Below are 14,658 nucleotides of genomic sequence, written 5' to 3'. Positions count from 1 at the left end.
ACGCGCATGAGGCTCGCCGGTCGCGAACCCGTCCCCGGTACGCGGGGCGCCGACGTCGCCGAGCTGCAGCTGGAGCTGCGGCTGCTCGGGTTCGGCGTGTCACCCGGCGAGGTGGCCACGCAGGGCTTCGGCGACACCACCGCGGCGGCGGTCACGGCGTTCCGGCGCGGCCAGGACCTCGAGGCGGTCCCGGTCGTCGACGAGGCGACCGCGGCCCGGCTCACCCGGGCCGTGCAGGCCCGCCGCCTCGACGGGCACTACGTCGTGGCCGGCCTGGTGCGCACCGCTGGCGGCCGCGACCCGGGCCCGCTGCGCGTCGTCGTGTCCGATGTGGACCTGCGCGCCGAGGAGCGCCTCGGCGAGACGGACGTGGACCGATCCGGCGCCTACCGGGTCGAGTACCCGGCGGACCGGTTCGCCCGGGCGGAGAAGGCCGGACCGGATCTCGTCGTCCGCGTGTACGGCGGGGAACGGCTGCTCGCCGAGTCGCCGCTGCTCTTCCAGGCGACGGCGACCGAGATCGTCGACCTGGTCGTGGCGGACCCCGAACCCGGGGCGCGGCACGGCTCCGCCGAGCTCGACCAGCTCCAGGAGACGCTGCGGCCGCTGCTGCGCGGGCTCGAGCCGGCCGAGCTCACCGAGGACGACGTGGTGTTCCTCAGCCTGGAGAGCGGCGTGGAGCCGCGCCGCGTCGCGATGCTTGCCGCCGCCGCCCGGCTCGACCGCGAGCACGGCCTGGCGCTCGCCATCGCCTACGCCGTGGCCCGGACCGGGCTGCCGTCCACACTGGACGGTCTGCTCACCGTCGACCGGGACGCCCTGGTGCGGGCCGTGGACGCGGCCGTCTCCGGTGCCGTGATCCGCCCGCCGGACCGGGCCGGCGTGGAACGCTTCGCCGAGACCCTCGCCGCGCTGCGCGTCGCCGGGCTCGCCGACACGCCCGCCGCGCCCGGCCGCGGCACCATCCGCGACCTCGTCGGCGTCGTCGTCGAGGACCCGGCCCGGCAGGTCGCCGTCATCGCCCGGCTCGGCGGCGTGGAAAGCCCCGAGGGGGACGAGCCGGCGTGGCGGGACCTGGGCGACGACCCGGACCTGGCGGACCTCCGCTTCACGCTCGAGGCGGCGGCGCTCACCGGCAACCATCCGCCCCTCGCCGCGGCGCTGCTGGCCCGGCGGCGCGACGGCGCGCTCACCGCCGCCGAGGACCTCGTCACCCTGGACCGGGCCGCCTGGCGGGAGGTGACCGCCGCGGCCGGCGTACCCGAGGGCATCGACGCCGAGCTGTACGTGGCCGCGCTCGCCGAACGGGTCGAGGACGCCCACCCGACGGCGGCGTTCCGGCACCGTCTCGCCACCGAACCCTTCCGCCCGCACCACGAGGACGTGGCCCGGTTCCTGACCGCGCATCCCGGCTTCGACCTGCGCTCCACCCACCTCGCGCGGTACCTCGCCGAGCACCCCGGTGCCCTGCCCGACGCCGGCGCCCGCGCGGAACTGTCGGCGCTGCAACGCATGTCCCGCCTCACCGCCCGGTACGACGAGACCCGGGCGCTGCTCGCCGCCGGGTACGACTCCGCGCTGAAGATCGCCGCGACCGACCCGGCCGCGTTCACCACCACGGTCACCGGCGGCCTCGGCGACGCGGTGCGCGCCCTCGACCTGCACGCCAACGCGGCCCGCACGGCCGCCATGGCGCAGGCCGTCTTCGCCGCCCACGGGCCGCTGCTCAAAAGCGTCCAGCTGCCCGTGCTCGCGGACCGGACCCCGCCGGAGTACGAGGAACTGTTCGGCTCCGTGGACCTGTGCGCCTGCGACGACTGCCAGTCCGTGCTCAGCCCCAGCGCGTACCTGGTGGACCTGCTGCACTTCGTCGCCGCCAGGCGTTCCGGCGGCGCGCCCGTCAAGCCGCGGCTGACCGGCGCGGGCCGCCGGCCCGACCTCGACGAGGTCGTGCTGAACTGCGCGAACACCAATACCGTCCTGCCCGCGATCGACCTGGTCAACGAGGTCCTCGAGCAGGCCGTCGCCCCGCTCGGCTTCACCGTCGCCGGCGTCGCCGCCGCACCGTCCACCGTGGACGCCGTGCTGGCGGAGGCGTTCACGGCGGCCGGGTTCCCGCTGACCCCGGCCGCGACCGTGCTGGCAGACCCGGCCGTGGCCGGCCGGGCCCGGATCGTCGACGAGCAGTGGGCGTACACCTGCGACGCCACAGCCGGCGGGCTGCGCGTCGAGCCCTACCCGCAGACCAGCCGGTCGGCGCAGGAGCTCGCCGTCACCCCGGAACACCTCAACGCGGCCGCCTACGACCGGCTCGCCACGGCGGTGCACCCGTGGGCGCTGCCCTACGACCTGTGGGAGGACGAGGCCCGCAGCTGGCTGGACCGCCTCGGCGTGCCCCGCCCCGAGCTCCTCGCGACCTTCGACACCCACCCCGGCGCCGCCACCCACGCGGCCGCCGCCGCGCTCGGCTTCGGCCCCCGCGACCTGCCCGTGCTTCTCGGCACGTCCGGGCACACGACGGCGGCGCTGTGGGGCGCGCCGGAACCCGCGCCCGCGGCCTGGGCCGACGACCTCGCGCCGGTCCGCACGTTCACCGCACGCGCCGGCATCACCTACGACGAGCTCGTCGCGCTGCTGCGGCAGCGGTCGGTCAACGCCGGCGGCGCACTGTCGATCGTGCCCGCCCCCGGCGCGGACCCGGCGACCTGCGACACCGCGTTGCTGCGGGTCGCCGGCCTGACGGAGGACCGGCTCGCGGCCGTGCACCGACTCGTGCGGCTGTGGCGGCGGGTCGGCTGGCCGCTGGACGACCTCGACGTCGTCCTCGGTGCCCTCGGCGCCGACGTGGCGCTGGGCGTCGACGCCGCCGTGGTGCGCGGGCTGGCGCACGTCGCGGCGCTCGCCCGGCGGCTCGACGTGCCCGTGACGCTCGTCGCGGCGTGGCTCGCCCCGCTCGACACCGTCCGCCGCGAGGACGGCCGGTCGGCGTACGACGCGGTCTTCCTCGACCCGGCCGTCGTCGAACGCACCCCCGGCCGGCCCGACCCGTTCGCGCTGCGCGACGACGGCGCCGACCTCGCCGACACCGGCCGTGACCTGACCGACGCGCCGGTCCGGGCCAGGCTCAACGCGGTCCTCGGCATCGCCGGCGCCGACCTCGACGCGCTGCTGGCCGGCGGCGTGGTCGGCGCGGCCGGCAACCGGCTGCCGTGCGACCTGGCCAACCTGTCCCGGCTGTACCGGGCGGTGACCATCGCCCGGACCGCCGGACTGACCCCGGTGGACCTGCTGCGCCTGCGCGAACTGTCCGGCCTCGACCCGCTCACCGGCGACCCGGCCGCGTTCCTCGACCTGACCGGCACCCTCACCGCATGGGGCGTCGAACTCGCCGAGCTGGACTGGCTGCTGCGGCACCGGGCCACGCCCGGCTTCGAGGCACCCATCGACGGCGAACGCGCCACCGAACTGCTCGGCGCGCTGCGCGACCGGCTGCGCCGCGTCGCCGAGGAGTACCGGCCCGGCCCCGACCCGCGCGGCGACGCCTGCCGACGGGCCCTCGCGGCGCTGCGGTGGGGCGACGACCAGACCGCCGACGTCATCGGCGCGCTCGCCGGCACCGGCGTCTCGCGGGTCCCCCTCGCCGCCCTGCCGCCGCTGGGCCCGCTGCCGGCCGACGTCGGCGACCGGCTCGCGCACGACGCGACGGCCGGCGAACTGTCGTACCTCGGCACGATGACGGCGGGGGAGCGGGCGCTGCTCGCCGGTGCCGCCGCCGACCCGGCGTGGCAGGCCGCGGTCGCCGCGCTGCACGACGCGCCCCGCGCCCGGCTCGCCGGGCAGGCGAAGGCGTTCGAGGCGCCCGTGTTCGCCGAGCCGCTCGCCGCGCTGCCGGCCGGCGTCGACGTCCCGCGCGAGCTGGCGCAGCGGCTGTGGCACGACGCGGGCGCGAAACAGCTGCGGCTCGCCGGGCCGCTGTCGGAGCGGGAGCGCGGGATCCTCGCCGCCCTCACCCCGGACCCCGGGTTCCGGGCCGCCGTGGACGCGCTCGCCGCCCGGTTCCCCGCCTGGACACCGGCACCCGGCGCGGTGCTGCTGTCCGCCGCGGACTCCGCCGTGCTGCTCGACCTGCCGCTCGCCGAACGGTTCGCGGCGCTGTGGCAGCGCCTCGCCGCGTACCTGCGGGACACCGTCAGCCGCCGCACCGTGGTGCAGGCCCTCGCCGAACGGTTCGGCTTCCCGGCTGCCGTCGTCGAGGAGCTCCTGGTGCGCCGCCTGACCCGCGGCGGCCCGGTGCCGGGACCGGCCGCCGACGCGTTCGTCGACGCCGAGTTCGCCGACGCGCACGCCGAGGTCGCCGTCACCGCCGCCGGCTACCCCGAGCAGCACGCGCTGGTGACGCTCCTGGCCAAGCTCGGCACCGTCATCACCCGGTTCGGCGCCGGCGCCGCGCAGCTCGGGTGGCTGTTCGACCGGGGACCCGCCGGCACCTGGACCGCCCTGGACACGCTGCCGGTGGCGGCGCCGGCCGGTGGCGCGTCCCCGCACCTCACCGCGTGGCTGCGGGTGGCGCGGCTGTTCTCGCTCGCCCGGCGGATGCCCGGCGGCCGCGAGTGCCTCACCGCGGTCCTCGACGCCGCCGCCGCGCCCGGCGCCACACCCGCGACGCTCGACGCGGTCATCGTCGCCCGCACCGGCTGGGACGCCACCGACGTCGCCGCCCTGAGCCTCGCCGACGCGGCCGCGTACCGCGACGTCACCAACCTCGAACGGCTCGTCGGGGCGGTCACGGTCGCCGCCCGCGGCGGGGTGCGGGTTGCGGAGTGCCGGGCCTGGTGCGCCGCGCCGATGACCCGGGACGTCGCCCGCCGCATCCGGCAGGCGGTCCGGGCCAGGCTGACCGACGAGCAGTGGGCCGCGGCCGCCCGGCCCACCCAGGACGGCCTGCGGGAGCGGCAGCGCGACGCGCTCGTGGCCTACCTGCTGGCCCGCGAGCCCGGCTGGCAGCACCCCGACGACGTCGGCGCGCACTTCCTCGCCGACGTCGAGACCGGCGCGTGCGGGGGCACGTCACGGGTCAAGAGCGCGATCCTCGCCGTCCAGACGTTCGTGAACCGGTGCCTGCTCAACGTCGAGGCCGGGGTGTCCACAGGGGACGATCCCGCCTGGGCGCAGTGGGAGACGCTGGGCAGCTCCCGGGTCGCGCACGCCGCCCGGCAGGTGTTCCTGTACCCGGAGAACTGGGCCGACCCGGCGCTGCTGCCCGACAGGTCCCCGTTCCTGCGCGACCTCGAGTCCGACCTGCTGCAGTCCGACCTGTCCGACGAGGCGATCGAGGACGCGTTCGCCCGTTACCTCGAGCAGCTGCGCGACATCGCCAGGCCGCAGGTGATGGCGATGTACCACGAGGTCGAGCGGGACGGGCTCGGCCGCACGTCGCTGGACCACCTGCACGTGGTCGCCCGGACCCGCAACGCGCCGCAGCGGTACTTCCACCGCCGCCTCGTCGACGGGCACACCTGGACCCCGTGGGAGCCGATCGACGCGGACATCGAAGGCGACCACGTGATGCCGGTCGTGTGGAACCGGCGGCTGCACCTGTTCTGGCCGGTGTTCACCGAGCGCAGCTCGGACGTGTCCAGCGAGGGCCGCTCCGGCAAGGCCGTCGACGCGTCGATGACGACCCGGACCGACTGGCACGTGCGGCTGGCCTGGTCCGAGCGCAACCGCGACGGCTGGAGCGCCAAACGGCTCTCACCCGAGGACCAGGAACACGTCGCCGGCGTGCCCCGCGAGCAGCTCCGGTTCAAGATCGTGACGACCGGCCCGGAGCTGCGGGTCGACGTGTACGCCACCGCCCAGCTGCAGCAGGTCATGAGCCTGCCGGTGCAGAGCTTCGACAAGTACTCCGAGGGGCTGTCGCAGTGGGCCGACCTCGTGCTCGGCGACAAGGACCCGAAGCCGTCGACGCGATGGGGGTACCGCGTCGGCGCGTGGACGGTCAGCGAGGGCGGCCTCGACGTGCGGTTCGCCGCCCAGCAGGGCGCGCTGACCCTCATCACGCCGGTCGGGACCAGCCCGTCCTTCCAGCACTTCGTGCCGGCCGGCGGCAACACCACGCTGCACGTGCAGCGCCTCGACGCCGAGCCCGCGCCCGGCGCCTCGCTCAAGACCGTCGAGGGCCACCGGACGGACGTGCCGGTCCTCGACGAGCTGCGGGACTACACGCTGGTGGTGCCGCACCAGTACGCCCAGTTCGACGCCGGGCGGGCGTTCTTCGCCGGCGACCGCGACCGGGTCTTCCACCTGGTCCCGTCGGCCGGTGGCGCGCGGGCCGGCGCGCTGCTGGACGACCTCGGCGCGGCGCACCGCCTGCTGATGGAGCACGCGAAGCCGAAGGCCGCCGCGGTCGACGTCGTGCTCGCCAAGACGCTCGTGTCGAGCCTCGCCGACCAGCCGGTGGCACTGCCGATCAGCGCCGGCGCACCGCTGGGCGGCGCCGTCGTCCCGGGCGTGACGAGCGCGTCGGCGTCACCGATCGCGAAGGCCGTCGGGCCGGCCGCCGTCGCCGCCGTGGCGTCCGTGCTGAACCCGTCGCCTGCCCTGAAACCGCCGAAGCTCGGCATCGACCTCGCCCTCGACGTGCGGGTCTTCTACCACCCGTACGCCTCGCTGCTGCTGCGCCAGCTGCGCCGCGACGGCGTCGACGGGCTGTTCGTCCGCGACCTGCAGCGGCGGCCGTGGGACGCCCTGCCGGCACCGTCCACCGGGCGGCGGCTGGACGCAGCCACCGACCTGCGGCCGCGCAAGGTCGTCAACCAGCCGTATCCGGTCGAGGACCTCGACTTCTCCGCCGGCGGCGCGTACTCGTCCTACAACTGGGACCTGCTCGTGCACGCGCCCCGCCGCGTCGCGCAGCTGCTCGCCGCCGACGGCCGGCCGGCCCGCGCCCGCCGGTGGCTGCGGCTCATGTTCGACCCGACCGACGCGAGCAACGAGCCGTCCCCGCAACGGTTCTGGCGGGTCCGGCCGTTCTTCGAGCGCACCGCGCCGCAGTACCAGCAGCAACGCATCGACCAGCTCCTCGCGGCCCTCGCGGCGAAGACCGGCGATCCCGAGCTGGAGCGGCAGGTCGCCGCGTGGCGGGCCGACCCGTTCAACCCGCACCTCATCGCCCGGCTGCGGCCCGTCGCCTACCAGAAGGCGATCGTCATGCAGTACCTCGACACGCTGCTCGACGAGGGTGACCAGTGCGTGCGGGCGGGCACGATGGAAGCCTCCGCCGAGGCCGCCGAGCTGTACCTGCACGCCGCCCGCATCATGCGCCGCCGGCCCGAGCGCCCGCGCCCGCGGGTACGGCCGGCGCCGCAGACGTACGGGCAGATCGAGCCGCTGCTCGACGGGTTCTCCAACGCGCTCGTCGCCGCCGAGGCGCTCGTGCCGCCCGCGCCCGCCGGCATGCCGGTGACCCCGCCGGCCGGGGCCGCGCCGCCGCCCACCCTCGCCCGGGCGCTGTTCTTCTGCGTGCCGCCGAACGACCGGCTCACCGGCTACTGGGACCGCATCGCCGACCGGCTCTACAAGGTGCGGCACTGCCTCGACCTCGACGGCAACCGGCGGGAACTGCCGCTGTTCGACCCGCCGCTGGACCCCGCGATGCTGGTCGCGGCGCGAGCCGGCGGCGCGGACCTCGGCACGGTCCTCGCCGACGTCAGCGCCGCACCGCCCGTCCACCGCGCGCCCGTGCTGTTCGAACGGGCCTTCCAGCTCGCCGCCGACGTCCGCGCCGCCGGGCGCAGCCTCCTGGAGGCCCTCCAGCAGCGGGACGTGGAGCAGCTCACCGCCCTGCGGGCGGGGCACGAACGCACCCTGCTCACCGCGATGCGCGACGCCCGCCGCCGCGCGATCGACGCCTCGAAGGCCGACGTCGACGCGCTCACCGTCGCGGTCGGCGCCGCCCGCGACCGGGAGCGGCACTGGTCCGCCCTGATCGCCGCCGGCCGCAGCCCGTGGGAGCAGTCGCAGCTCGACCTGATGGCGACCGCGTCCGCGCACACCTCCACCGCCTCGGTCATCGACGTGTTCGCACAGGCCATGTACGCGGTCCCGCAGTTCAAGATGGGCAGCCCCTTCACCGCCGGCGTCGAGATGGGCGGCCAGAACCTCGGCAACATGGTCCGCGCCTACTCCGCATTCCTCGGCGGGCAGGCCGCGGCGCACAACATCGACGCCGGACGCGCCGGCATCGAGGCCGCCTTCGACCGGCTGAAGACCGACTGGAAGCTGCACGAGACGCAGGCAGCCGGCGACGCGAAGCAGCTGGAGCAGCAGATTGCCGCCGCGACCGCCCGCAACCGGATGGCCGTCGGCGAGGCGGCCGCCCTCGACCTGCAGCGCGAGCACGCCGAGGCGCACGAGGAGCTGCTGCGCACAAAGTTCACCCGCGAGGCGCTCTACGGCTGGCTGGCCGAGCAGGCCGCCGCCACCCACTACCAGGGCTTCAAGCTGCTGTACGAGACGGCGAAGGAGGTCGAGCGGGCGGTCCGCCGTGAGCTGGACGACGACACCACCTACCTCGGCTTCGACTACTGGGACGGCCAGCGCAAGGGGCTCGCCGCCGTCGACCGGCTCACCCATGACCTGCACCGCATGCAGGCCGCCTACCACCGCGGGCAACGCCGCCGGCACCAGCTCACCAAGCACGTGTCGCTCGCGCTGCTGGACCCGCTGGCGCTCGTCGCGCTCCAGCGGACCGGGACCTGCCTCGTCGACGTGCCGGAGTGGCTGTTCGACCTCGACCATCCCGGGCAGTACCTGCGCCGCATCGACCGCCTGAGTGTCACCGTGCCGTCGGTGACCGGGCCGTACACCAGCGTCAACCTGCGCCTGACCCTGCTGCGCAGCACGGTGCGGCGCAGCGCCGAACCCGGACCGGCGTACGCGCGCAGACGCTTCGACGACCCGCGCTTCACCGACCAGGTCGGCGGCGTCGAGTCGATCGTCACCAGCTCCGGCCTCGACGACCACGGCATGTTCGAGCACGCCGTCTTCGACGACCGCTACCGGCCGTTCGAGGGCGCCGGCGTCGCCGGCCAGTGGCGCATCGACCTCGACCCGGAGACCAACGCGTTCGACACCGGCACCGTCTCCGACGTGATCCTGCACGTGCGCTACACCGCCCGCGACGGCGGCGAGGCCCTGCGCGCCGCCGCGAAGGCGTCGGCCCGCAAGATCCTCGGCACCGCCGCCAAGCGGCCCGACGGCGCGGGCCTGGTCCGGATGGTCAGCGCCGCCCGCGAGCTGTCCGACGACTGGCTGCGCTGGCAGCACCCCGACGGCGCGCCGTCCGCCCGCACCCTCGCCGTGCCCGTCACCCGCGACCGCATGCCCTACCTGCTGCAGACCCGCAAGCTGCGGGTGACCCGCATCCAGGTGTTCCTGGTCCTGCGCGACCGCGCCGCATACGCCGCCGACGACTCACCGTACGCCGTCGCGACACCCCTGGAGGTCACCGTCGCGCCGGGCGCCACCGCCGCGTTCGTCCGCGACGCGGCCCTCGGCGGCCTGCCGTCCGCGTCGTTCGACTTCGCCGCCGACCCGCTCCCGCCGGGCACGGTGCGGGTCAGCGTCGCCGAGGCCGGGCTCGCCGCACTGGTCGCGGCGCTGCCGCAGGTCACCCCCGCGGGGGGCGCGCCCCGACCGCCGACCCCCGCCGAGGCGATCGAGGACATCGTCGTGGCCTGTCACTACACGGCGGCCTGAGCCCGTCCCGCCCGATATACATGGGTGTGGACCTCGTACGGATGCTTGACGCGGCCGCCGCCGGGCGGTTCCCGCCCGCCGACGGCGGGGTGACCGTGGTGCCGCAGCCGAGCGGGCGGGATGCGGGGGTCGTCGCGTTCACCGCGCACTCGGTGGTGTTCACCGACGAGGACCCGCGGTGGGTCCGCGCGACCCTGGCGGCCCTGCCCTGCGATCCGCTCGCGGCCGCGATGCACCCGCGGTTCCTGGCGGCGCTGCTGGACCGCACCGGCCGCGGGATGGACTGCGTCGACCTGCTGACGGTGGCGCCGGCCCTGGCCGGAGAGCCGCCGGTGCGGCTGCGCGAGGTGACCGACCCCGGCCATCCCCGCGTCCGCGCGGCCCTGCTCCGGCGGGACGACGTGCGGGTGTGGGCCGCCGCGGGCGGAATCCTCGTGCTCGGCCGGGGAGTGGCGGGGCGGTGGGAGACGTCGATCGAGGTCGACGAGGGCGAGCGGCACCGTGGGCTCGGCCGCGCGCTCGCCACGGCCGCCCGCCACCTCGTGCCGGCCGGGCGGCCCGTCTGGTCGCAGCAGGCGGCCGGCAACGCCCGCAGCATCCGCGCCTTCCAGGCCGCCGGGTTCCGCCCTGTCGGCTCCGAGGCCCTCCTGTACCTGTAGTCCTAGCATCCTAGGACGACGAACGCGACGTGGCCGCGCTCACCGCTTCGCGGGGACCCGCCGGCGGCCGGCCGAGGAGCCGTTCCAGGTCGGTGGTCTGCCGCTCCAGCAGGCCGGCCGCGGCGAGGCGCATCAGGAAGCCCATCGGGCCCGGCACGTCGGCCACCTCGACGGCCTCGACGGTCCGGCCGGTCGCCTCGGAGAGGGCCGCGGCGAGCCGCGGGTAGGTCCACAGTGGACCGGTGAGGTCGTAGCCCTGTCCGAGGTGCGTGTCGCCGGTCAGTACCACGGCGGCGGCCTCCGCCAGGTCGGACCGCAGGGCGGTGTTGAGCCCGCGGCCGCCGGTGGCGTGCGTGAGCGTGGTCGCGTCGCGGAGGCCGGCGTCGACGAACGCCTCGGTGTAGAACGGGTTGCGCAGCATCGTGTGGCCGAGCCCGCTGTCGAGGATCGCGCGTTCGGTGGCGTGGTGGGCGGCGTTGAGGCCCTCGCCGCCGCGGTCGGCGCCGAGGAAGCTGGTGTAGGCGACGGCCCGCACGCCGCTCGCGACGGCCGCGTCGAGCGCGTTGCGGTGCTGCCGGATCCTCCGCCCGGGGTCGAGCTCGGGGGAGGAGATGAGCAGCAGCCGGTCGGCGCCGGCGAACGCCGCTTCGAGGGATCCGGGGTCGTCGTAGTCGCCGTGGCGGACGTCGACGCCGCGGGCGGCGAGGTCGGCGCAGCGGGCGGGGTCGCGGACGGCGACGGCGAGGGGGCGGCCGGGATCGCGGGTCAGCAGGTGGTCGACGACGAGACGGCCAAGCGCGCCGGACGCGGCGCTGATGATGATCATGTGGTCAGGCAACACGGGGGCGGCTGCCGGCGCCACCGGTTTTCGGTGGCCCTGGAAAGTTTCGCGGGCCATGTTCGCGCTCACCTGGGTACGGATCGACGTGCTTGACATCGTCGATGTGAGCGATAACATCGCGATGGCCTGCCGATGGCCCGCCAGCCGTCGGCGACACCCCCCGCCGAGCCGATCCGGCGAAACCACGTGCCGCGCACCGCCCGCCCCCATGACGTGGCCCTGCGCGGACGGAAATGAGGTCAACCATGGCACTCCGACCGTCACCCAGGCGCCTGCGGCACAGGGCGCTCGCCGCCGCGTTCACCGGCGCGCTCGTCGCCGGCCTGCTGGTCGCCGCCGCCGGCACGTCGCAGGCGGCGACCACCCAGCCGTGCGACATCTACGCCGCCGGCGGGACCCCGTGCGTCGCCGCGCACAGCACCACCAGGGCGCTCTACGGCGCCTACAGCGGCCCGCTGTATCAGGTCCGCCGCGCCTCGGACAACACGACCAGGGACATCGCGCCGGTCAGCGCGGGCAGCTACGCCAACGCGGCGACCCAGGACAGCTTCTGTGTGAACACGTCGTGCCTCATCACGATCATCTACGACCAGACCGGCCGCAACAACCGGCTGACCCAGGCGCCGCCCGGCGGGTTCCAGGGCCCGGCGGCGGGCGGCTACGACAACCTCGCCAACGCGACCGCCGCGCCCATCACGATCGCCGGGCACAAGGCGTACGGCGTCTTCGTGTCCCCCGGCACCGGCTACCGCAACAACGCCACCAACGGCATCGCCCGCGGCGACCAGCCGGAGGGCATGTACGCCATCTTCGACGGCACGCACTACAACGGCGGCTGCTGCTTCGACTACGGCAACGCCGAGACGAACAGCCGCGACAACGGCAACGGCACCATGGAGGCCATCTACTTCGGCAGCAACAAGGTCTGGGGCTACGGCGTCGGCAACGGCCCGTGGATCATGGCCGACCTGGAGAACGGCCTGTTCTCCGGCGTCAACCAGCGCTACAACGCCGGTGACCCGAGCATCAGCCACCGCTTCCTGACGGCGATCGTCAAGGGTGAGCCCAACCACTGGTCGATCCGGGGCGGCAACGCCCAGTCCGGCAACCTGTCGACCTTCTACAACGGTGCCCGGCCGAACGTCGCCGGCTACAACCCGATGAAGAAGGAGGGCGCGATCATCCTCGGCATCGGCGGTGACAACAGCGTCGGCGCCGCCGGCACGTTCTACGAGGGCGTCATGACGTCCGGGTACCCGACCGACGCCACCGAGAACGCGGTCCAGGCCAACATCGTCGCGGCCGGCTACGGCACGTCGGGCTCGACCAGCGGCCCGGCGGTCGGGTCGAACGTGTCGCTGCGTGCCACGACGGCGTGCTGCACCACGCGGTACGTCAGCCACAACGGCGCGACCGTTTCCACCCAGGTGGTCAGCGCGTCGAGCTCGGCCACGGACAAGAGCAACGCGTCGTTCACGGTGCGGGCCGGCCTGGCCAACAGTGCCTGCGTCTCGTTCGAGGCGCGCAACGCCGCGGGCAGCTTCCTGCGGCACCAGAACTATCAGCTGTTCCTGCACGCCAACGACGGCAGCGCGCTGTTCGCCTCCGACGCGACGTTCTGCCCGCAGACGGGCCGCAACGGGCAGGGCAACTCGTTCGCGTCGGCGAACTTCCCGGACCGGCTGATCCGGCACTACAACAACAACGTCTACATCGCGAGCAACGGCGGGTCGAACGCGTGGGACGCGGCCGGCCTGTGGACCGACGACGTCAGCTGGGTCCCCGCGCCGGCGTGGGCATGATGCGGAAGCGACTGATCGCGCTCGCGGCCCTCGTGCTGCTCTCCGGGATGGTGTACGAGCTGCCGTCAGCGGAAGCGGCCACGGTGGACCCGGCGGCGACGTACGTGTTCGTGAACCGGCACAGCGGCAAGGCGATGGACGTCTACAACTGGTCGACGGCGGACAACGCGCCGGTGAACCAGTGGACCCGCAACGACCTCGCGGTGCAGCAGTGGCGGTTCGCCGACGCGGGCGGCGGCTGGTTCAAGGTCCGGTCGGTGCACAGCGGCAAGGTCCTCGAGCTGCCGGCGGCCGCGAACGGCACGCGGCTGGTGCAGAACACGGACTCCGGCAGCGCCCGGCAGCAGTTCCGGCTGCAGGACTCGGCAGGCGGTTACGTGCGGTTCGTGAACCGGGACAGCGGGAAGGTCGTCGACCTGTGGAACCGGTCCACCGCGGACGGTGCGATGCTGGCCGCGTACCAGGACCTCGACGGCACCAACCAGCAGTGGCAGCTGGTCCGCCTGGGCGACGCCGGGTATCCGATGCCGGCCAGGGTCACCGGTGACGTCGGCGTGCACGACCCGACCGTGGTGAAACGCCCCGACGGCAGCTACCTGGTCGCGCACACGGGGACCAACATCGCGTTGAAGACGTCGACGGACCGGGTCGCGTTCCGCAACGCCGGGTCCGTGTTCCCCGGCGGCGCGCCGTGGACGAGCGCGTACACGGGCGGGTCGAGCAACCTCTGGGCGCCGGACCTGTCCTACCGCAACGGCCGCTACTACCTGTACTACTCGGCGTCGACGTTCGGGTCCAACCGTTCGGCGATCTTCCTGGCGACCAGCACCACCGGCGCGTCGGGCAGCTGGACCGACCAGGGCCTGGTGATCGAGTCGCGGACGTCGGACACGTTCAACGCCATCGACCCGAGCCTGCTCGTGGACGACCAGGGCCGGTGGTGGCTGACGTTCGGCTCGTTCTGGTCCGGGATCAAGCTGATCCCGCTCGACCCGGGGACGGGGAAACGGTCCGGCACGACGATGCAGGGCCTCGCCGGCTACGGCCCGGGAATCGAGGCGCCGACGATCGTCAAGCGCGGCACCTGGTACTACCTGTACGTGTCGTTCGACCGCTGCTGCCAGGGCGCGGCCAGCACGTACCGGGTGATGGTGGGCCGCTCCGCCGACCCGGCCGGCCCGTACGTGGACCGGTCGGGCCGGGCGATGACCGCCGGCGGCGGGACGGAGATCCTGGCGTCGCACGGCAGCATCCACGGCCCGGGCCACGAGGCGGTCCTCGCGGACACCGACGGCGACCAGCTGTTCTACCACTACTACGCGGACAACGGCGCGTCGCTGCTGGGCATCAACCGGCTCGGCTACGACGCGGCGGGCTGGCCGTTCGTGTCCTGACGACCGGGGGGAGGCGGCGGCCGGCGGCCGGCCGAGTCCGGTTCCGAGGTCGGTGGCCTGCCGTTCGAGCAGGCCACCGGCCGCGAACCGGGTCAGGACCCCAGCGGCGCAGGCCACGACCCTGCGTCGGCAGCCACCGTTCGGCGCGGAAACCGCTTGCGTCGATGCCGCCAAGGTAAGCCGGACGTCCCAGCCGCGGCGAT

5 protein-coding genes are annotated in these 14,658 nt (G+C 74.9%); 4 read left to right on the top strand and 1 reads right to left on the bottom strand.

Annotated elements, in window-relative coordinates; genetic code table 11:
- Window positions 1–6: 6 nt before the first annotated feature.
- The gene (locus ACZ6TV_RS50410) at window positions 7–9,759 is read left to right on the top strand and encodes a Tc toxin subunit A-related protein (RefSeq protein ID WP_465307995.1); all 9,753 of its coding nucleotides are present in this window, start codon (window positions 7–9) and stop codon (window positions 9,757–9,759) included.
- A 20-nt stretch (window positions 9,760–9,779) separates the two neighbouring features.
- Window positions 9,780–10,418: a GNAT family N-acetyltransferase gene (locus ACZ6TV_RS50405; protein ID WP_465307993.1), complete on the top strand. Its 639-nt coding sequence runs from the start codon at window positions 9,780–9,782 to the stop codon at window positions 10,416–10,418.
- Window positions 10,419–10,428: 10 nt separating this feature from the next.
- Here ACZ6TV_RS50405 and ACZ6TV_RS50400 read toward each other — a convergent pair whose 3' ends face one another.
- On the bottom strand, window positions 10,429–11,244 hold the full coding sequence (locus ACZ6TV_RS50400; RefSeq protein ID WP_465307991.1) for an NAD(P)H-binding protein: 816 nt from the start codon (window positions 11,242–11,244) through the stop codon (window positions 10,429–10,431).
- Between the two features lie 260 nt (window positions 11,245–11,504).
- Between ACZ6TV_RS50400 and ACZ6TV_RS50395 the strand changes: the two genes are divergently transcribed.
- Together ACZ6TV_RS50395 and ACZ6TV_RS50390 are read left to right on the top strand one after the other, a co-directional pair.
- On the top strand, window positions 11,505–13,061 hold the full coding sequence (locus ACZ6TV_RS50395) for an alpha-L-arabinofuranosidase B (protein ID WP_465307989.1): 1,557 nt from the start codon (window positions 11,505–11,507) through the stop codon (window positions 13,059–13,061).
- Entirely contained in the window at window positions 13,061–14,455 is a 1,395-nt protein-coding gene (locus ACZ6TV_RS50390; protein WP_465307987.1) for a family 43 glycosylhydrolase, read from the top strand. Before ACZ6TV_RS50395 ends, ACZ6TV_RS50390 begins: the two co-directional genes overlap by 1 nt.
- Window positions 14,456–14,658 lie beyond the last annotated feature (203 nt).

It is taken from the genome of Dactylosporangium sp. NPDC051087, from assembly GCF_055586325.1.
The sequence above is the reverse complement of the archived record's forward strand: the minus strand, read 5'-3'. Positions and strand labels throughout refer to the sequence as shown.

Bases quoted from the DNA above. Each gene is read 5' to 3' on its own strand.
- ACZ6TV_RS50410 (WP_465307995.1), top strand. From the start codon at position 7: ATGAGGCTCGCCGGTCGCGAACCCGTCCCCGGTACGCGGGGCGCCGAC.
- ACZ6TV_RS50405 (WP_465307993.1), top strand. From the start codon at position 9,780: ATGGGTGTGGACCTCGTACGGATGCTTGACGCGGCCGCCGCCGGGCGG.
- ACZ6TV_RS50400 (WP_465307991.1), bottom strand. From the start codon at position 11,244: ATGATCATCATCAGCGCCGCGTCCGGCGCGCTTGGCCGTCTCGTCGTC.
- ACZ6TV_RS50395 (WP_465307989.1), top strand. From the start codon at position 11,505: ATGGCACTCCGACCGTCACCCAGGCGCCTGCGGCACAGGGCGCTCGCC.
- ACZ6TV_RS50390 (WP_465307987.1), top strand. From the start codon at position 13,061: ATGCGGAAGCGACTGATCGCGCTCGCGGCCCTCGTGCTGCTCTCCGGG.